The organism is Aminobacterium sp. MB27-C1, assembly GCF_030908405.1.
Classification (GTDB): domain Bacteria; phylum Synergistota; class Synergistia; order Synergistales; family Aminobacteriaceae; genus Aminobacterium.
Window position 1 is genome coordinate 650,015 of the sequence record NZ_CP133089.1, and the last position, 23,431, is coordinate 673,445.

The following is a 23,431-nucleotide window of genomic DNA, read 5'->3' on the forward strand; positions in this document are numbered from 1 at the left end:
TAATTTTTTAGGGATGTGTCTTTGTCGTGTTATTCTTCAATTGGTACTTCCATGGCGTCAGACGATTCAGGAAGAATCTGACCACCATCCACTACGATTGTCTGACCTGTAATAAATTTAGCAAGATCTGAAGCTAAGAATGCCATAGCGTTTCCTATATCTTCAGGTTCTCCCAACGTGCCGAGAGGAATAGACTTCTTCATTGTGTTGGCGTAGTCTTCCCCCATGCTGAGAAGCCCTTCAGTTGCAATATTGCCTGGCTGAACGGCGTTAATTCTGATACCGTAGCGAGCTAATTCAATGGCAGCAGATCTCATGAAACCCAGCTGTGCCGCCTTCGTGGCTCCATAGTGGCTCCAGCCGGTGAAACCTGTAATGGGACCAGTAATGGAGGAGGTAATGACAATATTGCCGCCTCCCTGTTTTTTCATGAGAGGAATACATTCTTTTACGGCTAAGAACATACCTTTTACGTTAACCGTATTGATATAGTCCCACTCTTCTTCTGACATATTTTCGATGAGAGACATGGGAAAAATGCCGGCGTTGCTGCAAAGTATGTCTAATCGTCCGTGTCTTTCAATGAAAGTGCTGATCATGGTCTTGATTTCGTCAGCCTTACTGACGTCAGCGACAATATAAGAGATAGGTCCGTGGGCAGAGAGTTCTTCCACAGCGGCCTTGAGGTCTTTTTCTGTTCGACCTGTTATAACGACAGTTGCTCCATGATCTAAGAAAGTTTTTGCGATCCCTTTTCCAATTCCTTTGCTAGCTCCGGTGACAATGGCGTATTTTTCTTCGAGAAGGCGCTTCACAAAAATCTCTCCCTTTCTGTGATTTTGATAATTTATTCACAAAAGTATAACACAGTTTCGACTGTAAATAGCAGGAAAAAACAAAACAAAAAACTAAGATTATATTTTTCAGGAAAAGAGAGAAAAACAGCCGTTTTCCCAAAAAGCAGATAGTCTGGCCATATTGATTCGGAATATTGCGTATAGTAGAATATGTTTTTTTATCAAATTTTATACATTTTTATTATATAATAACTACAAGGCAATAAAGCTAAAAAAATCACAAAGCAAAAAGCGGATTAGTGTTTCTTTTACGACAGACCTTATCTGTAGAGGAGGAGTGTATCATGAAGGGATTTGCAATGTTAGGAATCGGGAAAACAGGTTGGATCGAGAAGGCAAAACCTGTGGCAGGACCTTGCGATGCAATAGTTTCTCCACTGGCTGTTTCACCTTGTACTTCAGATATCCATACAGTATTTGAGGGAGCCATCGGCGACAGAAAAGATATGATCCTTGGTCATGAAGCTGTCGGAGTAGTTGAAGAAGTAGGGTCAGAAGTTAAAGATTTTAAACCTGGAGACAGAGTTATTGTTCCCGCTATTACCCCCGACTGGGCGTCACTTGCTGTGCAGCGCGGTTTTCCTCAGCATTCCAATGGTCTTTTAGCCGGATGGAAGTTTTCAAACTTTAAAGATGGAGTTTTCGCTGAGTATTTTCACGTTAACGATGCTGATATGAATTTGGCTCTTATACCAGATGGAGTGTCGACGAAATCAGCAGTCATGCTCACCGATATGGTTACTACAGGGTTTCACGGCGTAGAGTTGGCTGAAGTTGGTTTCGGTATGAGTGTGGCCGTTATTGGTATTGGACCTGTGGGACTCATGGCTGTAGCCGGTTCTGCTTTGGCTGGCGCTGGGCGTCTCTTTGCTGTTGGAAGCCGCCCCAAGTGCGTTGAAGTTGCCAAAGCTTACGGTGCTACTGACATTATTAATTACAAAGATGGAGAAATTGTAGATCAGGTTATGGAACTTACCGGCGGTGAGGGTGTAGACAGAGTTATTATCGCTGCACCTGGCATTGATATGATCAAAAAGGGTGTGAAGATGGCCAAACCCGGGTCGGTTATCTCTAATGTCAACTATTATGGCGAAGGTGAAGATTTGCTAATTCCCCGTCTTGAATGGGGGTGCGGCATGGCTCACAAGACTATTCGCGGCGGACTTTGCCCTGGCGGTAGAGTACGTATGGAGCGTTTAGCGAGCCTTGTGAAGTATGGTCGCCTGGATCCGTCAAAATTGGTTACTCATGAATTTAAGACCTTTGACAAGATGGAAGAAGCCTTATTGCTTATGAAAGATAAGCCAAGAGATCTGATTAAACCTGTAGTGATTCTCGAATAGCACAATATCTATCTTATTGTTATGTAACATCTATATGCAACGCTTCATGAAGAAGGGCCTTTCTCGCGACTGCTTTCAGAAAATGCATCCGGGAAAGGCCCTTTTTGTGTTCACTATGCTCACTAGGTGCGGAGCAAATATCCTCCGAAGAGTCGCTGCCACGTATCGTCGTAAATCTTCTTCGGCGGTACTGAGCGTCTTGCCAGACCTTCAACGATGGCGGCCTGAGCTACGGCTTCTGCTACAGATGGTGCCGTTTCGTCAGAGAAAAGGTCGGGCATAATGTGGTGCTCATTCATTCTCCGCTTATCGACCACTCCCGCTACGGCATTGGCGGCTGCAATAATAACGTTTTTGTTCAGACCTGTGGCTCGTACATCGAGAAGTCCTCGTACAAGTCCCGGATATATGTGAAGGTTGGGGATGGGGTTTTTCCCGGTGCTAAGGCCCATGGCTACAATTCGTGCGCCTGCGGCCTGAGCTTCCTCGGCTGAAATTTCTGGTGTGGGCATTGAAAGTGCGAAAATGATGGGAGAGTCATTCATTCTCTTTATGTATTCCGAAGGCAGGGTTCCTCTCGACGAAAGGCCGATATAGACGTCTGCCCCGTCGATGGCTTCTTTCAGGTTCCCTTTGAGGTTTTCTGGATTCACCCGTTCAGACATGCTTTGCTGCACGTGGTTCATAGAAGGGTTGTCTGGGCCGAGAATGCCCTTGCTATTGAGCAGGACGATATTCTTTACACCTAAGTGGAGGAAAAGGTCTGCAACGGCGATTCCTGCGGCTCCTGCGCCATGAATAACAATCTTTGTCTCGGTCAGTTTCTTGTCTACGACGGTAAGGGCATTTTTGAGAGCGGCGAGAACGACGGCTGCGCTTCCTTGCTGGTCATCTGAAAAAACGGGAACCTCTATGGCTTGTAATGCTTTGACAATGTCGAAGGTGTTGGGACTCGATATGTCTTCAATATTGATAGCTCCGAATGAGGGGGCCAGGTGTTTCGCTGTCTCAATGATTTCCTGAGCGTTTTGAGCTTCCAGGCATACTGGAATGGCGCTTACATCGCCGAAATTTTTGAAGAGAAGGCATTTCCCCTCCATAACGGGAAGGGCTGCGCGGGGTCCTATATTTCCCATGCCGAGAACGGCTGTTCCGTCACTGATAACGGCCAGACGATTTGCTCGTCCGGTGTACTCATAACTTCTGTCTGGATCTTCTTGAATCTCTTCGGCGGCGAAGGCGCTTCCCTGAACGTAAGCCATGGCCAGATCTTCTTCGTTTCGTATATTGATTGTAGGATACATTTTTACTTTTCCGCGAGCTCTGCGGTGGAGCTCTAAAGCTTTTTGTCGATCAATAGTCACAAGAATCCCCCCTTGAAAAGAACCCTTTTCGATTTTTATTTAAAAAGAGGTAGCAACGTTTTGAATTCAGGCGTTCCCGCTCTCTTCATAAGCTGGTACAGAATTGTTTCTGTGGGAACCACGATGACGCCCATCTGTGACATGGCCTGTAGTGCGAGATCATGATTTCGAGTATTGCGGCTTCCACTGGCGTCGGCGGCAAGCCAGACGGTGAAGTCGTGGCTGAGTATATCCATAATTGTGGCAAGTACACAGATATGAGATTCAATTCCCCACACAACTATATTACTTCGTTTTTTATCTTTCAGAACGTTGATGAACCCTTCTTCGTCACAACATGAGAAAGTTGTTTTCTGAAAAGAGTCTATTCCTTCAAGTTTTTCTAATAAGAGAGAGTCAGTGGGGCCCAAGCCCTTGGGATATTGTTCAGTATATGTTACAGGAATATGGAGAGTGCGCGCTCCTTCCAGAAGTCTAAAGGCGTTTGCTTTCACATTTTCGGAGTGATCTATTGCCGGGAGAAGGCGTTCCTGAATATCGATCATGAGAAACTGCGTATTCTCACAGGATAATTTTAAAGAACTCATATTTTTCCTCCTTGAAAAAAAGATTCTTTTGATTGTCAAAGTTTATTGTAATATAACTCGTGTAATCTAACACACTTTATGTTATGCTGTTCCTCAATAACATGCAAAGAGCACTTTTGGAGGTACATGAATGACTATGCCTAACGGCGAAGATGAAAAAAATCTTAATCAATGGACTGTGCGAGATGTTCTTGTTGCAATGTCGGGCAAGGGGTATCCGAACTATATATTAAAATTTATTACCGATGTGCAGACCTGGATGGAAGATATTCTATCTGGGGAAGAAATGACAGAAAACGAAAAAGATATACTCATGCCATATCTGGAAGAACCCTTTGAAGTGGATATGGATAATTTGTTTTCGCGAATCGAGTGGGCGGAGCAGTGTGCGGATGTAATTCCTTCGCTTCACAAACCGACGGGTCATGATGATGCCATTGTTTTGGCTCTTGGCCCAGCGCAGTTTGAGGATGGCGTTCGTATGGCTATAGATTACGCCTCTCTCTTCGGAAGAGACGTATGTCAGCGGGTCTGGCTCATGAGCGACAGTTACATGATTTCGGATCTTTTGCGGTATTCGGCTCATATTCGAACACTCTTTAATCAGGGAATTGTTTTCCGGTTCATAATGATAACTCCTTGGGGCTGGACAGAGATTCCTGTAGGAGATGCGACGCGTCCCGGTGGACGACTGAATTGGCGGAATTTGCGTAAAGGGTCTCAGGAAACGTCGAACGGAAATAGTTCTTCGGGAGATGACGACAGAGCTCATTAGGGGTTTGACGACCTTTTACGGGCGTGATACAATCTCGCCGTTCGGGGCGTAGCGCAGTCTGGTAAGCGCGCCTGGTTCGGGACCAGGAGGTCGGAGGTTCGAATCCTCTCGCCCCGACCATATAGAAGAATAATCCTGGCTTTTATAGCCGGGATTTTTTTGTATGGAGAGGTAAAATTTCAAATTGACTATTATTGACTATTGCTGACTATTTTGCTAGAATCAGCAGTGGAGGGAAGTAGAGTGGCCATAGATCGAGTTGCGGTAAATAGAAAAGCAAAACACGATTACTTTATTCTTGAGACTTTTGAGTGCGGCATTGTTCTCACTGGAACCGAAATAAAGTCTGTACGTGACGGCAGAGTTAACTTGAAAGATAGCTTTGCACTTATCCGTGATAGAGAACTTTGGTTGATAGGTATGCACATTTCCCCCTATGAAAAAGGTAGCTATTATAATCATGAACCCGAACGAGACAGAAAACTGTTAATTCATAAAATTGAGTTGTTGCGTTTAAATAGTAAGATTCGAGAAAAAGGCTTAACACTTGTGCCCCTTTCTATCTACATTAAAAACGGCAAACATGCAAAAATTGAGTTAGCGTTGGCTAAAGGTAAGGCCGAACATGATAAGCGAGATGCTATAGCTGAACGAGATGCGAAAAGATCTATGGCCAGAGCCTTACGACGTGACGATAGAGATTAAGGGGGCGACAGGTTTCGACGGCAAGATGGAGGGTCTGGAAGAGCGGGTCGAGGACTCCGCAACCTCGCTAAACGGCGGAACAACAATAAACGTCAATAATAATAATTACGCATTGGCTGCTTAGTTCAGCCACGTCTTCAGTAGATCAGTCACCGGTCTGCTGAATGACGTCATAATAAGGTGAATGCCTCGTAGAGAGTGCCTCTGGTTCTGCGAGAAAGATAAAGGGGCTTGGGAGCGCAGAATCCTGTTCCTGGGAGTCTGCATCCGAGATTAAATCAGGAACTACACTCGTAGAGCTTCCACGGCTGGCCCTTGTCGGACGGGGGTTCAATTCCCCCCGCCTCCACCAGATAGAGATCCGCTGTTGTTCAAGGTAGTACGAAAAACCTTGCAACAGCGGATTTTTTGTTGTTTGAAAACGGACAGAAATTTGAACATTTCCAGTAGAGTTCCAGAAAATGATAGGCATCAGTATCCAAAACCTAAATGTAAAATCGTTGAATTTATCTAAAATCGCCTTCGGCAACTTGATCGTAGGTGATATCTCTTTTCACAATTACCTTATATTAACTATGATATCCGTAGGAATAATTTCAAGTTTTTTCTTAATAATATGCTTTTATGGTATATTTAATTGTGTACGATGGAATTGTTTGGTAGAGAAAGGTTATGATCAGTGACATCGTAAATGAGACATAAAGGAACGAACTAATAACTTGTTGGATGAAAGGAGCGTTGTTGGTGACAACAAACATTGAAAAATATAAAACTGACCTCAAGAAGCTTGTAAGCCGTGCTGATCTCCTTTTCTTGGCCATTCAGTATGAATCGTATCCCGATCAGTTTACTGAACAGGCTGGGGATATGGCAGATAAAATCATAGAAAAACTACCTTCTTTCAAAGAAGAATATCAATCTTGGTACTCTGAAGCTACGGCCTTGATACGGCAATTGCTTCCAGATCGACTAGATGATTTCCGTCGTCATTACGAGAAACCAAAAAGCCGGAAGGATATTTCCTTTGAAAATTATCGGATTGAGGATTGCCTACAGGGATTGGTAATAAGAACCGGATTTGGCGAAAAGAAGTGCGGTCCTGAGTCAGCCATTCCTCATCTGCGACAGCAAATCGCCATCCTCAAGTCCGTAGAATCAAGATTCCACAGCTCTCTATTTGACATTCGCCAATTGGTACAGGCAGATCTGTTCGATTCCGAGCTTGCTGCTGCGACAGAACTATCTAAGAAAGGATTTCATCGTGGTGCTGGCGCTGTTGCAGGTGTTGTGCTCGAAAAGCATCTTGGGCAAGTCTTTGCGAATCATGCACTCAAAACACGCAAGAAAAACCCAACCATAAGTGATTTCAATGATGGCTTGAAGAACGGTGGAGTCATTGATACGCCAGAGTGGAGGAATATTCAAAGGCTTGGTGATATACGAAATCTCTGTGATCATAGCAAAGACAGAGATCCTACAGATGACGAAGTTGAGGAGTTGATTCATGGGGTCGGAAAAATGACGAAAACACTTTTTTAATGCAGCTAATAAGGAGGTGAACTGGACGCTTTGGCAGGCACCAGTTATCTTGAATGTTAAGTTTCAGAAGGTGAATAAAATGAAATCTTTGGTTCTAGAGCTTCAACGAGAAGCAATGAATACTAACAGCCTTCTTTCAGATATTTTAAGAAAGGCTTTGGTTGTTGCGACGAAACTCAAAATTGATGATTTTAAAAGATGGATTGAGTCTGAGATGAAAGGTTATGCTGAAAACCAAATACCATCGTACCGGAAAGTGAAAGGCTCAGTGAAAGCTTGGAATCCTTATAACGGTTGGATACCAGTTATTATAGAAGATTCAGAAGTTAGTGAATTAATTTCAAAAAGAGATATTGGTCAACCCATTTCAGAACTTGAGTCGTTGTTAACTGAAAAAGACAAAGGTGGAGTTTTACAGGTTCCTCTACCTCATGAATGGATAATGAAACTCTTTTCACATAGCGAACAATTCCAATTGGGTATGGTGCCAACTTTGATCGTTGACGGGTCACAACTTGCAGGGATATTGGATGCTGTAAGGAATGAAATATTGGAATGGAGTTTAGAACTTGAAAATCAAGGAATTATTGGTGATGGTATGTCCTTTTCAAGCGAAGAAATTAGCAAGGCAGGATCAGTGACTTATAATATTCAAAGCTTTAAAGGCATATTGGGGGATGTATCATCTTCAAATGTGCAAATCGGTGATTATTCAAGCATCCATGGTGCTTTAAAAGAAAAAGGTGTTCCTCAAGAAGAAAGAAATGAAATAGAGAATATATTAGACGAACTAAAATGTGCAGATCCTTCTAAACGTAAGACGTTAATCCAAAGAGGGTTTAGTTGGATAAAACGAAATGCAGCTACCATAGGCACCCTTTCAACAACTATTCAAAGTTGGTTTGACATGCTTAGATGACGATCTGCCACCTAAAAAATGCTTAACCATTTGCTGATAAGGACGCATCTGAGGATATGAAGGCTAATGACACAGCCGAGCTTATGTATGCTGAGATCAGAAAGAACAATGGAAAGATTATAGATGAGCCAGACCTTGACGATTTGCTCGAAATATGAAGGTTGAAACAACAATATTCCAATCTACCGAACAATGCTTGGGAAGAGAATGTAATGCTGGGATATTCGTACCGTCAATGCTTCTTTTCATCGCTCCATTGTTTCTTTTTGCCAAAAAGTGGTAAAAATTATAGTAGTTAATTACAGCGCTTACAAATAGCGAGTCTTGATTATTAGGAAGTTATTCATCTCAAAAATTATTTTCCAAACTAATTTCCATTTATGGCCGGTTCTTAGTATATTAAATATATTGATTTTTGCTATAAAAGACTGATATAAATTTAAAGTTGCGGCAAGTAGGGGATCCAGTGTTTGTAAGGGATTGCAGGTTTTACGGTAGAGGTGTAGCTTTTATCCGCGCTTACACTAGCATTGGGTTAAAGTAGTCAGATAGCAAGCATGTCTGGCTACTTTTTTGTAGCTACGAAAAAATCTATAGCTGACTTTTATTCCTGAGTTCTCAAAATGATTTGGATGAGTATCCATTTTCAAGAAAGGTTGCCTAAGATTAGAGTTCATAATTATGATAATATCTTAATGAAATATTACACACTATGTTTTACTAATCTATTGGAGATAATTAATGTGTGTATTTAAATTCTTTTCTGGAATTGACTACCTTCTTGTCCAACTTTATGGAGTAGCGAAAGACATATTTCATATTCTCAATCGGTATGTTTTGATAAAAGAGTTATCTCAGATTTATCAAATAGGTTCATTGCATGAGCTTTACATATCGCGGCACCGTAGAGATAAGTTATTTTCTCTTTCACGACATCTCGTGCTGAAATCATTCAATCCTTGGTCCTTTTGCATAACATAGGTCATGTCTCTGGTACTTTTGCATGTGTAAGATAAAGCTATTGACCATTCGAAGAATTTTGCCAACACCGCAATCTAAAATGGTATTTTGATCAGGTATTAAAAAACTTTGATGTTATGAGCTTTCACAAAATTATTTCTTATATAAAAATATCGGGACTGTGTTTTGATCAACAGTTAAAACAAAAATGTTATCAAATTTTTGATTGGCATCTTGATCCTTTTAGGCCAAGAGATATCGAGGACGAGGTATTCAAAAGTGCAGGTTACTTAGTTTTAAGTAGTTAGATTTAAGACATTCTTCTGTGCCTTTCAATCTTTCTTTGGATTAAGTTATCAAAAGCTGGGAGAAGAATCTTTCAGTTTGGTTTTCACGTGAATTAAGTATTTCTAAGTTTATTTCTTCTATGCATGTTGAATTTTTGAGACGCCTATATCATCGAAATGAAACGGCACCTTTTAAAAATACTGCCTTTAAGTATTTTTATTTGTATTTTTATTTGTATTTTTCGGGGTTAGATACTTCTCTTTCCGAACTCCGAAAGGGCATTAAGAATTATTATTCTGAAAATCCAAGAGAAGAACATATTTGTTTAGCTTTCGAAACAAAGAACTTACAAACTGCAATAAGGGCAAAAAATTTTTTCTTGCCGTCCCCAAATGCAGGAATATTCATAGAACGGACTAATTCATTGGAAAACACAAATATGTTAGTTTCATTTTATGCTAAAAAAATTATGAAAATATAAGTCATCCTTTTCGTTCAATTGCTCTTTTACTAAATAGTTTTATTGAAGATAAGGAAGTCCAGCAAGCAGCTGGAGCGATTATTACAAGATATTTTGTTGAAAGTGTTGCACGAGTTATTCGATTGTTTTATCGAAGGTTATATCAAGAAGTATGATTCTGCCGAAGCTTTTTTAATTAATAAAGGTGCTAAGAGGAGTGCAAAAATATTACGAAATAAAATTAAGGTTTTTAAATCACTTGATGAAGATAGGAAACACCAATTAAAGATATTAGCTGATGCAATTGAAGCTCAACACTTTAGAGGGTATATCATTACTTTATTAGGGAAAATAGATGTAATTAATTGGACTGCGGCAAATATCGATGGGATTGCTCTATTGGTGAATAGACGCCAATTATCAGTATTAATAATCGAAGCAAAGAATAAAAATCAGAATGCTCAAGCTCAGGCAGTTAGAGATCTCCAACGGATGTTTCAAGATCTTAGAATTAAAACTACTTCCCATATTGTACAGTTGCCAAGAGGAGCGTGAACTTTAATCCGTTAACAATAACAAAATGAAGCCATTCGCTAAATTATTTCGGATAATGTGCTGATTTTATTTTGATATCATTGCTTTCCAGCCCCAAAAGAGAATTGGATCTGCAAAGAATCAGTTGAATAGAGAAAGAAGGTTTATATATTGAACGACTTGAAGATGGTTAAAGCTACTCTTTCGAAGATTCAGGATGACATGGAATTTTTGAGCAGGTTGAATCAGCCTTCCTATACCAACTTAGTTGAGCAAATGAGAAATGTGATGGAGCCAATTTGTATTCAAGAAGAAGCTATTCGAGTCTTGACATCATCTCCCTCTTTTGCGTTTATAAATGAGATTATCGGAATTGGACAGCAAAAGCAAGAATTTATCAATCAGGTAAGAACAAAAGATATAATTTTCGATAACTTAGTAAAGGTGCATCACTCTTGGCTTAAAGATATCATGCCCCATCATTGCAGCATTGCTACTCAACTTGAAGCCACTGCAAAACTTTCGTTATGCAATGTCTCATATCAGTTAGCTGCTGCAGAGAGGATTTTTTCTGGTATAGATTTAGAATCATTACAGATGCGATTTCACAAAGAAGTTGTAGATATTGGGCATGATGTGTCCAATTTGATGACTTCCTATGGTAGTTTAGCTGATTCTATGAAAAGCCTTCCTAAAATTATTCAGCAACCATCATTTATCATTCCTGGAGCGACGCGAGAACTACTCACAACAGGCTACGTGTTGGAGTCACTAAATCCTTTGAAGAAGTCAAATGATAGAGACGATGATTCTGATATCTCAATAATTTCAGAAATTGAACAGGAAACTTCTAACTGTATTGACCTCTTGCAGCAAGTGAATCTATCTCTTGTTTTACCGTACGAAGGGGCACGTGACGCTTTGTACGGAAATAATCCAGATCGGTCAAGACATATTTTGAGTTCACTAAGAGAGCTTTGGAATCATCTCCTTAGACAATTAGCACCGGATGATCGAGTTATTCAATGGATCCAGGAACACGGCTATCAAGGATACTTGGAAAATGGGCGTCCAACAAGACGTTCCAAAGTCTTGTATATCTGCAGGAATCTGAATAATGATCCATTGACCAAGTTTATCGATGTAGACACTCGAGCGCTTGTGAAGTTGATGGAATTTTTCAACCAAGTCCACAATTTGAATATTGAACTCACCGATAAGCAGCTTCGTGCCATTATCCTTAAAAGTGACTCTTGGTTGATGTATATCCTTCAGATTTGGATGGTGTCTTGATAGAGTATTAATTCAACTCTTGCGTAGCTATTCAATTCGGAGTGCGGCTTTTTAATTAAGAAAACTTAAGCATCGTTTTTTTGCGAGGAAGGTTGTTTTAAAATGGGACAGAATTTGACCTCATCATTTTGGGCAGGGTATAAGTTGCTTCACAGGTAATTACAAGTGGAATGAATAAAAACTTTCTTTAAAAGGTGGGAGTATCTCAGGAAAAGAAAGTATTCCAATTCTGGAAGATGTTGCAAGTGAAATAATATTCTTGTCAGATAAAACTTGTTGTATATGTAGGGAGAAAGGTAAGGTAGTGCAAATCCATCATCTGGATGGAAATCCACCAAACAATAGAAAAGACAACCTTGCAGTCCTTTGTCTGGAATGTTATAACGAAACGCAAGTTAGAGGAGGTTTTGGACGAAAACTTAACAAGCCAACAATTGAAAGGTATCGAGATGATTGTACTAGAAGGTTAAAGAGAGCAGGGAAGTGTTTCCAAGGCATTACTATGAAGCAACGGGTGAAAAATACCGTCGTCTGTTTCATGTCGGGCTCAGACTTCCATTGAGAGATATCTTACATTACAAAGAGATGAAAAACAGAGAGCAATTGATTTTTAAAACTTCAAGGCCAAAATCAATGTTATTAAAGCTAAAGTAATGATAGATTTTGATAACGGTGTTGGCAGCGGTGTTACCTCTGAACAGATGCAAGCTGGTTATGATTATATTAATGTACTTGAGGGTATCTTAATCTATCTTGGTTACTTCTTTGAAAGATGTCCAAATGATTTTAGCAGTTGGGAAGAATATTTATTTGATGGAGTTTAAAGACTCTTTTCTTTTTATAGAGTTTTAAAAGAAGCTATGGTACCTGGTGGAATCATAGTTGCTCTACTTGTTTGCACCGATGTTATGTCTAGTCTTGAGGACAAAATAGTTGAGATGATGCATGTTATGTCTTAAATTCGAATCCAATAACAAGGATTCTTTTAAAGATTGGGCTTGTGTATAACGTTCTATTGGATAGGAGAAATTCTATTGTTCATGAATCTTCTCATAAATATCAGCCATATCCGCTGCTAGAAGTCTTAAAATCGAAAAAACACCTACCTATCTATTTTACAAAGGCAAGATCTACTATTTTCGAATCGCATACCTATCGAGGTACGCCAAGTTACCGGACGAACAGAACTAAACTATTCGTTGTAGACACAAAGTTTGCAATATGTCCGCGCAAAAGCCATTGTTCTTGCAGGTTTTATGCGAGACCTTTTCATAAATATACGCAGAAGTGATTACCCTTGCACCTCCACCATGATTACAAACAATCTAAAGAAAAGAAGCTGTAGGCTGCTTTTTTGTACCAAACCTGCTCAGTAATATTTACTTTTCCATGTCAATTCCAGGAAATGATTGGCATCAGTATCCAAAACCTAAATGTGAAATCGTTGAATTTATCTAAAAACGCCTTCGGTAACTTGATCGTAGGTGATATCTCTTTTCACAATTACCCTATATTAACTATGATATCCGTAGGAATAATTTCAAGTTTTTTCTTAATAATATGCTTTTATGGTATATTTAATTGTGTACGATGGAATTGTTTGGTAGAGAAAGGTTATGATCAGTGACATTTCAGATGAGGTATAAAGAAACGAATAAATAACTTGTTATGCAAGGAGAAGGATAGATGAAAATACTTGCCATCCGATGCAGCAATTGCGATTTCGCGTATGCAATAGTCGAGGGTAGTAAAGGGTCTCCAACCGTGATTGATTCTGAAGTTGTCGGTTACCCAAAGGGATACGATGAGCATGTTCTCTTTCACTGGTTTCATCAGGAAATCATGGAGCTGATCAACCATTACAGCCCCGACGGAGTGGCCGTCAAAGCTGCCGAGCCTATGGTAAAGCGATCGGGGATATTGGAAACCCGAATAAGAATTGAGGGCATCGCCCTAATGTCGGGGGCAGAAGCCGGTTGTTCCATCGCTTGCCGCAAAGTCAAGTCAACCATTGCGAAGGACCTTGGCATGAAAGGAAAGGGCAAGTATCTCGAAACGAAACTTATTACAAGCCCGATTGCGGGGTTCGATTCATACAACACAAAGCGGCAGGAAGCCATCCTTGTGGGATGGAGCTGTTTGAAGTAGACATGGCTGCATCGTTCGACTTCAAGAAGCGGCTTGGATCTGGATGCTTTGGGGAAGTCTGGTATGCCATCGACAATGGTCTCGGCTGCGAAATAGCCCTCAAGTGTATTCCTCCAGAAAAGATCATCAACTCTTCGAACCTTCACCAAGAAGCTCAGACCCTCAAAGCGTCCGAGCACGCCAACATCGTGCGTGTTACGGAGACGGGTATTTTGTCAGATGGACGTGTGTACATTTCCATGGAGTACTTGCCCCGCGGCAGCGTTGAGGACGAGGCGAGCGGAGCCTTTCTCCCGCTGCCAAGAGCGAAACAGTTGATGGTGGATGTTCTTAGGGGGTTGGCTCACGCACATTCTCAAGGCATTGTCCATCGCGACATCAAACCCGCCAACATCATGATAGGGAACTCTGGAGAGGGTAAGCTATCTGACTTCGGGCTGGCGGTTCCCGATATCGCTTCAGTCGATGCGAGTCAGTTCAAGCAGTATCAGTACAGACTTCATCTGGCGCCCGAAGTTCGCAGAATGAAGGATTACACGACTGTATCCGATATCTACGCTTGCGGCGTAACCTTGTACCGACTGGTCAACGGCGACATCTATCTGCCGCCGATTGATATCACCGAGGCAACCCGGCGTGCACGGAGGGGCGAGTTCCCTCCTCGCGACCAATACCGCGACTTTATTCCCACATCCCTACGTCGGTTGATAAACAGAGCGATGAACATTGATCCAACTAAACGATTCCAGTCGGCCGACGATATGCGTCACGCGCTTGAGCAGCAGAGTATTGTTGTCGGATGGACTGAGAAGAGAATTCACGGTGGAAAGTTGTGGGAAGGAGAATCCATACATGGGAGGAAGTACTCTCTGTCGCTAACCCAGGGTGCCAACTTGAGATGGAGCATTGAGTACAAGACGGCCTTTGGAGGTGCTCTACGCCGACGATCCGTAGACTGTCATACTGATCTTACCAATTCCAAATCTCTTCAGTTAGCAAGACGAATATTGCAAAGAGTGACAAAGACGGAAACATAACAACAGCGTCCAAGATACGTTCCCAAATTCGAGATCCTGACGCAGGATGTTATACGTGAATAATTACCATGAAAAATTGGCAAACTTTGAATGGTTGGATTTTGTTACCTCTACGGGGCTATTTACATTCATGAAAATTCTGAAGCCAGCGCGTGAAAGTTGATATGATCATTAACAAAGTGGTCTTGCGATTTGAAGATGTCAGATTTGTGGAGGACGACGATTAGTTAATGCAAATGGCCTTGTTCCTCAACGTGTTGTCAGTGGTATAAGTTGTCCTAGCGGAAATGCTTTCCCTCTGGAGAAAGGTGTGACGTTTGCCGAGTCCTACCTCGAGAATATGAAAGATCATCTTAGCAAACTTTCAGGTAGTGAAAAAGGATCAGCCACTCGAATAATTAATAATCTTGAAAAGTGAATAGAAAAGTATCGGTACTACAATGAACCATTGGGAGAATGGCAATTCAAGATTGCTTTTTACACGGAGTGTGCTGAACAGGTTGAATTACTTTCACATAAGATTCTTGAAGATTGTCTAGATAAGCAGGCACCATTTGGTGAAGTGTTTTGTTGCTCAGTGTCTGAAGCTGTAAAAGTAATTGAAACAGTCCTAGGTCAACTGGGATTGTAAGAAAGAAATTAATTTGTGAAGTTTTAATATAAAAAAACGTGTAACACTTGAGCGCCGGTGAGCTCAAGTGTTAAATGCAAAAGGAGCATGGTGGATATTTTTAATAGTCGAGAAATTGCAATTGGCTTGTGGCTGTTAGCATTTTCAGTTTATATCTATTTGTCTCCCAAAGTGGCCGAGGTCAGAAAATCATTTAGACATTTATTATCTGTGTTTTTTGTAAAACAGATTTTATTGGTGCTCGGTTTGATGGTTGCGTACATGGTTACTATGGTTTACTTCCTATCTGAATTAGATTTATGGAATGTTGAGCAGATCAAAAACACCATATTTTGGTTTGTGTCAGTGGGCTTTATGTCTCTGTTCAAGATTGAAACTATAAAAAAGGATAGAAGCTTCTTCAAACACTCAGTCATAGACAATTTGAAGTTATTGGCAATCTTTCAATTCATAGTTGGCTTTTACACGTTTACACTTTGGATTGAAGTTCTACTCGCACTTGTTTTGGCATTGATAGGGGCTATGTTGGCTATTACTGAAAGTGACAAAAAATATCATCAAGTAAAATCGCTACTTGAATATTTTTTATCGTCCGTTGGCATTATCTTGATTGTTTATTCTTTATATATGCTGGCTACCAATTTTGGTGAATTTGGTAATGAAAGGACTGTATATGATTTCTTTGTTCCTCCATTGTTAACTCTTTGCTATTTGCCATTTATATTCGCCATGCTCGTTTATTCTACATATGAGCAAGTATTTATCCGCCTACAGTTTTCCATTAAAAATAAAACTTATAGAAATTTGGCAAAACTATACGCCATCATATTCTTCAATATAAGGATGAGCTTGCTTGATCGCTGGTCATTTCATATCGCTAGGGAAAATATCGAGTCACACGCAGATTTGATAGATTCTTTTCGGCACATTCATAAAGTGAGGAAAGCGGAACGAAATCCGAAGGATGTACCAATAGACCTTGGATGGAGTCCATATCATGCCAAGGAATTTATTTCAAGCAAAGGGCTGAGTACTGGTTTCTATAATCGCGTATTCGAAGATGAATGGTTTGCATCATCTCCAATGGAAGCGTTTGGCGATGTCATTATCCCAGATAATGTTGCTTACTACGTTGAAGGGTCTGAGGAATTAGCAAATACTTTAAAACTGATAGTCAGTGTGAATGACGCGACCAGATCTCAACAGGCACGACGAAAATTGTTGGAACTCGCTGAAGTATTGAGTTTGTCTAGCTTAAATAAGCCTCTGTCCGAAGATATGGAGGACGCTATTGTTGAAGGGAAGCCATATTCTGAAAACACTGAGGGTAAGATTATTTCGTTGGCTGTAGAAGAATGGCCAAACCATAGATTCAATGGATATGATCTTAAATTTGTCATATCAAGCATTTAACAGGTGCTGCCTCCGGATGCCAACATCGCTACGTTTCATTGCACCGGTGAGAGCGGTGTTATGTGGTTAATGAATCATTGTTATTGATCCTAGCTTACAAATGAAATCAGGTTATCTTTATGTTTTAGTTCACCCGTCCGATTCAGACCTTTATAAGATCGGACAAACTGCTTGTTACCCAGAGGAACGATTGGCTGAGCATAATTGTAACGACGAAACATACACGGGACAGGTAGTCAAAGAGACTGTCAGAAATAGAATATTAAAACGTACATTGCCGTTCCTGATCCATATTGAGCCGAAAAGGTTTTTGGGGTAGCAACGCCTTTGGCAGATATCCCGTTCCGACGAGAATTTAATTATGTTAGAAGTATGGTGTTTGGGAAAGCTAGCTTTCGATGCATGAATGGCCATGAATGGCGGACAAGATGTGCTCTTGTAGCAGATGGTGAAGGTTGTCCGCTGTGTTGTGGTATCGGCGGCAGAAAACAAGAAGAAGTTTGGCAAGCGGCAAAACTAGGTTATATTTGTCTGTTGACACACCCTGATAAACCCGGGGTTATAAAAATTGAACTGACATATAACACGTAAGAACAATGATATGAAGAAAATTTCTGGGGAGACGAGGAGGTACATCGCTGGCGATTTTCTGAGGAACTCGTTTTAGCTGAAACAATAATTTGGAAGTTGCTAGGCCAGTCTCTGTCCAATGATCGCGAACCAATTAAAAAATTTAAACGTAGCAGAACAGACATTCCGTGACTTAATTCTACAAATGCATCGCGTGAATACTTGGCTGGAAAGAGCCAAAGAATACGTTCGCAAGACTGACCGAACTAAAAAGAAAAAGGTTAGTACACATAACAAATCATTCCACCGGACAATACATGCGTTTTTGCCGTTGAATTCAAATGTTAGAGCTTGAGGAAACGATTGTGGAAAAAACAGGAGTAAAGCTGTGGTTGAGCGTTACGACGATGTAGTTCGTGAATATATCGATTTTGTAAACGAGCAAGTGGGTACCTACATGGATGCTTTGGCGGGATTTGCTGGACACTACACTAGAGTGCAGAGACAAGTTCACCGCATATCGCGACCGGGTTGGAAAGCGTCAAGAAAAGGGCAAAACTGTCGTTGTTTACGCAAGTTACGAAGATCCAAGCAAACCAGGCATCGTTCACAACCGAATCGTCCGCGCTGATACCTATCTTGAAGCCAACTCTCCAGGCGGTTCGAATGAGCAACGCCTTTCCCGAGCAATTGTGATTTTTTTGTTTACTTACTGGGAAGATGAAATACGGCCTCGCCTAGCTGCCGCAAAAAGCATCCCGATCAATGAAATTAAACCTGATATCATGGGTGATCTCAGAATATTGAGACATGCAATCTTGCATGCCAAGAGTAATATTCGTCCCGATGAGCACAGGCGTTTGAAAGTTGTCGGCTCAAGGTTCCCGCCGAGCACTTTAATTCACATTTCTTATGACGACATGCATCAATTGTTTGTACTTATCAAACAGGACTGTGCTCGACTAATATTTTCGTGGCTTGGTGTCAAGGATGGGGCCATATCGCCTGGTCAGCTTGTAGATATTCATATTCAAAGGGTAACAAATGATCTCTAACCAGCCATTGGTGCGGACGTAAAAACGCGCCCCACAGTTAATGGTTAGCGAGGAACAGGAATAAATGGGTCTTAAAATAATTACAGGATTAATTACTGCTGCACCAGCATTGATTAGGGCGATTATTGTAGCAGCAGTAAAGTTACTACAATGAGACTTGGGAAATGGTAACTTTAATTAAATCTGAATATCTGTTAATGCCAAGTCTATTTCCGGGCTTGGCTTTTTTTGTTTTTTGAAAGGAGGTTACCATGTCCACTACCACAAGTGTTAAAATCAAAAAGATACCTACCTATCTATTTCGCAAAATCAAAATCTACTATTTTCGAATCGCCATACCTTCGATGTATGCCAAGCTATCGAACGGACAGAACTAAACTATTCGTTGCAGACACAAAATTTGTAATATGTCCGCGCAAAAGCCATTGTTTTGAAGGTTTTATACAATACCCTATCACAAATATACGCAGAGGCGAGTGGTTCACAATGGCTGAAGTAACTGCAGAAGAAGTCCAAGAGCAAATAAGGGGAAATTACATCAAGTGATTCTCGGCTTGGGCAAATGGAATACCTCTCATAAAAAAGGAACTGAAGCAAAGACTTACAGAGATTGAAGATGTGTTGAAAGAGACTCTTAAAAATTGGTTGTCTTTGGTTACCACAAATGTAGTTTCAATAGAGCTCGAAAACATGTCCATGATTCAGAACTTCAAAAATATGGAATAAGCGCATGTACAAACGTGGAAAACCGCGACGACAGATTCCCTATCAGTAGCGCATGCTACGTACAAATAAGAAGGCTTTCATGATTATTCGGGAGATACACGCCAAGAGTATTCTTACAGCCTCAAAAATTTTCCCCTATGTCATCAACCCATATGTCGGTTGCCAGCATGCCTGCACGTATTGCTATGCCCGATATATGAAGAGGTTCACCGGCCATAAGGAACCGTGGGGTACGTTCGTTGATGTGAAGATCAATGCGGCAGAGTTGCTTCGGAAAGAAATATGTAAGAAAAAGAAGGCGACAGTTTGGATTAGCGGTGTCTGTGATCCGTATCAGCCCTTAGAGAGAAGATATGAACTCACCAGGCAATGTTTGCAGATATTAATTAGCGAAGATTGGCCTGTGGTGATTCAGACCCGCTCTCCCCTGGTTCTCAGAGATATAGACATACTCAGGGGAGCAAAAAATATAGAAGTAGGGTTCTCCATAACGACCGCAGATGAGAGCATAAGAAAATTGTTTGAACCAGCTGCGCCGTCTATACCTGAGCGAATAAACGCTCTTGCGGAATTACATCGGCAGGGAATTCGGACCTATGCGATGATTGCTCCGATTCTTCCAGGTGCGGAAAAATTGATTAATCTGCTGGAAGGGGCTGTTGACTACATCTTGGTAGATCGCATGAACTATCACTATGCAGACTTTGTCTATAAAAAATATGGTTTGGAAGAGTACATGACAGAAGAATATTTCACTCAAGTAAGCCAGCAGATCAGGTCTGATTGCTTTCGTTTGGGTATTGAGTGCTCGGAGTAACCTGTGAGGCCAACGGCAAGGTTACGGCGCACGGTTTTTGGATATGATCTATCCTCAGAAAAAATTATAAAAGTCAGGCCAGTTGCGTAAATCCGGGCCTGACTTTTAGTAAACGCAATAAGTGTATTCGTGTAAAGAGCTTCGCTTACAGTGTTGTGTCAAGTTCAAGTTCAAATAATGCTTCTTTAGGAACTACAATTTGAATAATGTCTTTAAAACTTTTCTTTGATTTTTTGGGGAAATTTGGAATTATCAGGGGGGTGACCTCTAATAGTTCTTTATCTGCCGAATATATATTCAGATTAAACATTACTATCTCATAAGATTTATTTGTGTTGTTTTGAATTTGTCCCATGATCTCTGTAAAATCATCTATTCCAGACTTACGAGTCTTCACCGTTAACAACTCAAAATCAGCAGCAAATACAACTTGGCAAAACGTAAGAAGCATTAGTGCAATAAAAATGATTCTCTTTTTCATAATAAAGTCCTCCTTATATATTATTAGAGATCTTTTATGTGTGTATAAAGATGTATAGGGCTAAGTTCATAAGAAGCTGTACAAATATTTGTAGGGAGTAGCGTTGACTATGTTTGAAGTGTGCGCAAGCATGGAACTATTCTTAGGTTTAAGTACAGCGAAAGATCAAATTCCTTTTCTTGGAGTTCCTGTATAAAGCGTTACTTTCCCCACAATATTGAAAAGTCCCAGTTCTATTTCTTCTTTTGTGAAGAGCATAGGTTTATATTGAGGAGCAGCAGAACGAATTTCAATAGATTCATCCTTTTTGTTGAAATAGACCCACTTTATAGCCCATTCGTTTTGTAAACCAAAGCATACCAGAGCAACATCTCCGTCGTAGACTGACTCGGCTGGATTTACTACCACCGTGCTACGATCTGGAATTCCGGCTCCCTCCATGCTGTCTCCCTCTACTAAGATAGCAAAGGGTTTTTTATCGACATCTACGGAAATTGTTCCTACGAGATTGGAAGGTAGGAATACCGTTTTTTGTGCGTTTATATATATACCTGTCATGCCTCCATTTCCGACACCTGCGCAAGCGATTGCCGTTGGATCAAGTACAGGAATTTCTATCAAGTTATCAAAGCTTCTTATGGAATCTTTACGGACATTCGCTTCGCTAAGTGGGTTAGGATCGCTGGTTTCTCCCATAAGGTAGGCCACAGTAGTGTTTAAGACAGCTGCAAGCTTGATTTTGATTTCATCAGAAGCTTCATTTATGCCTTTTTCCCAGCGATAAATCGTGGTGGGGGTCGTATTAAGTTGCTTGGCGAGTTCTACCTTAGTCATGCCAGAACGCTCTATTGCAGAGCGCAGATTGTCTCCAAAAACACTCATAAGATCACCACCTAATTTAATAATACATGAAGCATACGAAAAGTGTTATAACGGTTTGCGTATATATAATAATACATAAAGCGTATTTTTACCATTGACCATACGAAATTAGTATGATAATCTTCGGTCACGTTCAATTCTCTGAAAAACTTTTAATAACTGAGCTTATTAAGGGTATTAACGTCAGTAAGTATATTATTTATAAATACGAAAATGGTATGGTCAGAATGAATGGAGATGTTTCCAAAAAGCGAAGAGCGTACTTTATGTGTATTTCTAATAGGTCTTTTTGAAAAGGAGGGTGTTATATGAATGATATGAAGCGTCTAGCGGCTATTATAGATTTACTTGTTACTTACCATCCGTCGGGCATAATGATTTTGTTGGGAGAGCGTCCGTCTCTTTCAGATGTAGAGTGGTTTGAACTGACTCAATATCTTCATGAGAAAGGAACCACCAATACGCGTGTAGATACCTCTCTTAACCCAGATGGTTTTTTCTCAAATATTTCGAAGGGCAATCTTATTACGTCGTTTCTTGAAAGTATAGGTGGTTGGGAAAATGTTGTTTCAGCTGCTTGTAGTTTTAGAAAGGTTTTTCCTACAGATTGGGATATGTTTATAGATCACGTCAGATATATAGAAAATCCTTTCTCTTCAAGACTCTACAGGGGGAGCATGTTAGCACGTATCGCAACAAAATACTCAGTTGATCCCAAAACCATAACGAGACGGCGTAAGACAGTGCCAATGGCTATAGCTCGTGAAGCAGTAGGATGTTTTCAGTTAGCTATTTCAGGGTAATAGAAGGAGTTATTGAAATTCAAAGTCTCTGATAATCCGACAATGATCCGTTAATATTCCACTGTTAATCCTATAAAAGCTGTTAAAATACTAGCATAGAAAAAATATGAAAAACCCAGACAGGCTTTGAAAGGCCCCCCAGATGTTGGAAAAGAATCCAACTTTTGGGGGGCTGAACATTTTCCTGTAAGGATAAAAGTAAAGGGGACGGGCGAGCATTATTCGTTCGTTCCCTTTTCTTTTGGGAAGGAGGAAGCAGCTACGGCTAGACGTTATGTTCTCTGGGGAATACCCGAGGGAAAAGGTATGCGTATAGGCATGTCGGATGTACGATGCTCTCCTCTCCCAATTGGCGCTGAAATTATTACGTGCGTGGATTTTTGCGATCTTCGCATTATGCGACGTTGGTGTGAGAAGAGAGCAAGGAGAGGATGGTCTATAGATCGGTTGAGGCAAGCATGCGATGGATAAGCAAGAGACAACCAGTATTAAATAATCTTATTAAAGAAAGGAGGCTTTCAGAAAATGAATGGTCTTGTTGATTCGATTTGTGCATTTCTAAAAACTGTTGTTTGCGACTACTCTCTTGAAACAAAAGAAAAGACCGCAAGAGCTCCTCAGGTAGTTGCAGGAGGATTTTCGATAGACCCAACAAATATTCCTCAACTTCCGTATGTGATTGTGCGTGGGTCGGAAGGTAAAGATACGGAGGGGCGTGCGACCGCTGTTGTGAAAATACTGGTTGGTACATATACAGAAGATTCAGCCGGATTCCGCGATGTGCTGAACATTATAGAGAGAATACGTATTGCTTTCGGAAAACAGCGTGTTTTAAACGGGAGATATAGGATTGAATATCCTTTCTCGTGGCGAATGATCGACGAACAACCCTACCCGGAGTGGAAGGGGGAGATTACGACAACTTGGGAAGTTCCACTTCCCAGGGAGACACTTTCAATAAAAGAGGAGGCCACGATTTATGGCGAAGGGTTCTAAAAAAATAGTCAAAGTAACATATTGCGGCCCCAGCATCCCAATGCTGGGGCTTTTGCATGGCTCCACATTCATAGGGGGAGTGCCGGAACAAATAAAAATATTGGCATCAGATAACCCCTTTCTCAAAAAACTCTTTGTTAAACCGGAAGAGGTCGGAGCCGCTTTGGTGTCTATTTCTACGCATGGAACCGTTCTGTATTCCCTTTCAGAGCGGGCAAAAAAATTATCTATATAAATGAGGTGAAAAA

22 protein-coding genes, 1 tRNA gene and 1 other RNA gene are annotated in these 23,431 nt (G+C 40.8%); 19 read left to right on the plus strand and 5 right to left on the minus strand.

Annotated elements, in window-relative coordinates:
• Positions 1–29: 29 nt before the first annotated feature.
• Positions 30–815 carry a 3-oxoacyl-ACP reductase FabG gene (fabG, locus tag RBH88_RS03125; RefSeq protein ID WP_307879870.1) on the minus strand — a complete coding sequence of 262 codons (786 nt, stop codon included), beginning with the start codon at positions 813–815 and terminating at the stop codon, positions 30–32.
• A gap of 326 nt (positions 816–1,141) precedes the next feature.
• Between fabG and RBH88_RS03130 the strand changes: the two genes are divergently transcribed.
• Positions 1,142–2,200 (plus strand): NAD(P)-dependent alcohol dehydrogenase, encoded by a 1,059-nt coding sequence (locus RBH88_RS03130; RefSeq protein WP_213691877.1) that lies wholly within the window; start codon positions 1,142–1,144, stop codon positions 2,198–2,200.
• A gap of 122 nt (positions 2,201–2,322) precedes the next feature.
• On the opposite strand, the gene RBH88_RS03135 is transcribed toward RBH88_RS03130, so the two are convergent.
• The gene (locus tag RBH88_RS03135) at positions 2,323–3,564 is read right to left on the minus strand and encodes an NADP-dependent malic enzyme (protein ID WP_213691878.1); all 1,242 of its coding nucleotides are present in this window, start codon (positions 3,562–3,564) and stop codon (positions 2,323–2,325) included.
• Positions 3,565–3,599: 35 nt separating this feature from the next.
• Positions 3,600–4,151 (minus strand): isochorismatase family protein, encoded by a 552-nt coding sequence (locus RBH88_RS03140; protein ID WP_213691879.1) that lies wholly within the window; start codon positions 4,149–4,151, stop codon positions 3,600–3,602.
• Between the two features lie 130 nt (positions 4,152–4,281).
• Between RBH88_RS03140 and RBH88_RS03145 the strand changes: the two genes are divergently transcribed.
• The 15 genes from RBH88_RS03145 to RBH88_RS03210 all read left to right on the plus strand — a co-directional run bounded on the left by RBH88_RS03145 (position 4,282) and on the right by RBH88_RS03210 (position 20,021).
• Positions 4,282–4,926, plus strand: coding sequence for a hypothetical protein (locus RBH88_RS03145; RefSeq protein ID WP_213691880.1), 645 nt, complete (start codon positions 4,282–4,284; stop codon positions 4,924–4,926).
• Positions 4,927–4,968: 42 nt separating this feature from the next.
• A tRNA-Pro gene (locus RBH88_RS03150) sits at positions 4,969–5,046 on the plus strand.
• A 123-nt stretch (positions 5,047–5,169) separates the two neighbouring features.
• Entirely contained in the window at positions 5,170–5,631 is a 462-nt protein-coding gene (gene smpB, locus RBH88_RS03155) for an SsrA-binding protein SmpB (protein WP_213691881.1), read from the plus strand.
• Positions 5,632–5,983: a transfer-messenger RNA gene (ssrA, locus tag RBH88_RS03160) on the plus strand.
• Between the two features lie 392 nt (positions 5,984–6,375).
• A complete protein-coding gene (locus RBH88_RS03165) occupies positions 6,376–7,170 on the plus strand; it encodes a hypothetical protein (RefSeq protein WP_307879871.1) in 795 nt (264 codons plus the stop codon).
• A 79-nt stretch (positions 7,171–7,249) separates the two neighbouring features.
• Positions 7,250–8,089 carry a hypothetical protein gene (locus tag RBH88_RS03170; RefSeq protein ID WP_307879872.1) on the plus strand — a complete coding sequence of 280 codons (840 nt, stop codon included), beginning with the start codon at positions 7,250–7,252 and terminating at the stop codon, positions 8,087–8,089.
• Positions 8,090–9,914: 1,825 nt separating this feature from the next.
• On the plus strand, positions 9,915–10,352 hold the full coding sequence (locus RBH88_RS03175; protein WP_307879873.1) for a hypothetical protein: 438 nt from the start codon (positions 9,915–9,917) through the stop codon (positions 10,350–10,352).
• A gap of 150 nt (positions 10,353–10,502) precedes the next feature.
• Positions 10,503–11,624: a hypothetical protein gene (locus tag RBH88_RS03180; RefSeq protein WP_307879874.1), complete on the plus strand. Its 1,122-nt coding sequence runs from the start codon at positions 10,503–10,505 to the stop codon at positions 11,622–11,624.
• Positions 11,625–12,277: 653 nt separating this feature from the next.
• Positions 12,278–12,448: a hypothetical protein gene (locus tag RBH88_RS03185; protein WP_307879875.1), complete on the plus strand. Its 171-nt coding sequence runs from the start codon at positions 12,278–12,280 to the stop codon at positions 12,446–12,448.
• A gap of 862 nt (positions 12,449–13,310) precedes the next feature.
• The gene (locus tag RBH88_RS03190; RefSeq protein ID WP_307879876.1) at positions 13,311–13,772 is read left to right on the plus strand and encodes a hypothetical protein; all 462 of its coding nucleotides are present in this window, start codon (positions 13,311–13,313) and stop codon (positions 13,770–13,772) included.
• Positions 13,754–14,809: a serine/threonine-protein kinase gene (locus tag RBH88_RS03195; protein ID WP_307879877.1), complete on the plus strand. Its 1,056-nt coding sequence runs from the start codon at positions 13,754–13,756 to the stop codon at positions 14,807–14,809. Before RBH88_RS03190 ends, RBH88_RS03195 begins: the two co-directional genes overlap by 19 nt.
• 718 nt (positions 14,810–15,527) lie before the next feature.
• Positions 15,528–16,853 carry a hypothetical protein gene (locus RBH88_RS03200; RefSeq protein WP_307879878.1) on the plus strand — a complete coding sequence of 442 codons (1,326 nt, stop codon included), beginning with the start codon at positions 15,528–15,530 and terminating at the stop codon, positions 16,851–16,853.
• Positions 16,854–16,953: 100 nt separating this feature from the next.
• Complete coding sequence (locus tag RBH88_RS11710; protein ID WP_374047595.1) at positions 16,954–17,172, plus strand: GIY-YIG nuclease family protein; 219 nt, start codon at positions 16,954–16,956, stop codon at positions 17,170–17,172.
• Positions 17,173–17,884: 712 nt separating this feature from the next.
• Positions 17,885–18,478 carry a hypothetical protein gene (locus tag RBH88_RS03205; protein ID WP_307879879.1) on the plus strand — a complete coding sequence of 198 codons (594 nt, stop codon included), beginning with the start codon at positions 17,885–17,887 and terminating at the stop codon, positions 18,476–18,478.
• Positions 18,479–19,283: 805 nt separating this feature from the next.
• Positions 19,284–20,021 (plus strand): radical SAM protein, encoded by a 738-nt coding sequence (locus tag RBH88_RS03210; RefSeq protein ID WP_307879880.1) that lies wholly within the window; start codon positions 19,284–19,286, stop codon positions 20,019–20,021.
• Between the two features lie 145 nt (positions 20,022–20,166).
• Here RBH88_RS03210 and RBH88_RS03215 read toward each other — a convergent pair whose 3' ends face one another.
• Positions 20,167–20,502: a hypothetical protein gene (locus RBH88_RS03215; RefSeq protein WP_307879881.1), complete on the minus strand. Its 336-nt coding sequence runs from the start codon at positions 20,500–20,502 to the stop codon at positions 20,167–20,169.
• A gap of 165 nt (positions 20,503–20,667) precedes the next feature.
• Complete coding sequence (locus RBH88_RS03220) at positions 20,668–21,384, minus strand: LexA family transcriptional regulator (RefSeq protein WP_307879882.1); 717 nt, start codon at positions 21,382–21,384, stop codon at positions 20,668–20,670.
• A 308-nt stretch (positions 21,385–21,692) separates the two neighbouring features.
• Here RBH88_RS03220 and RBH88_RS03225 point away from each other — a divergent pair, with 308 nt between their 5' ends.
• The 3 genes from RBH88_RS03225 (at position 21,693) to RBH88_RS03235 (ending at position 23,418) form a co-directional block, all read left to right on the plus strand.
• Positions 21,693–22,187 carry a hypothetical protein gene (locus RBH88_RS03225; protein ID WP_307879883.1) on the plus strand — a complete coding sequence of 165 codons (495 nt, stop codon included), beginning with the start codon at positions 21,693–21,695 and terminating at the stop codon, positions 22,185–22,187.
• Positions 22,188–22,712: 525 nt separating this feature from the next.
• Complete coding sequence (locus tag RBH88_RS03230; protein ID WP_307879884.1) at positions 22,713–23,183, plus strand: hypothetical protein; 471 nt, start codon at positions 22,713–22,715, stop codon at positions 23,181–23,183.
• A complete protein-coding gene (locus RBH88_RS03235; protein WP_307879885.1) occupies positions 23,167–23,418 on the plus strand; it encodes a hypothetical protein in 252 nt (83 codons plus the stop codon). Before RBH88_RS03230 ends, RBH88_RS03235 begins: the two co-directional genes overlap by 17 nt.
• The last annotated feature ends 13 nt before the right edge of the window (positions 23,419–23,431 follow it).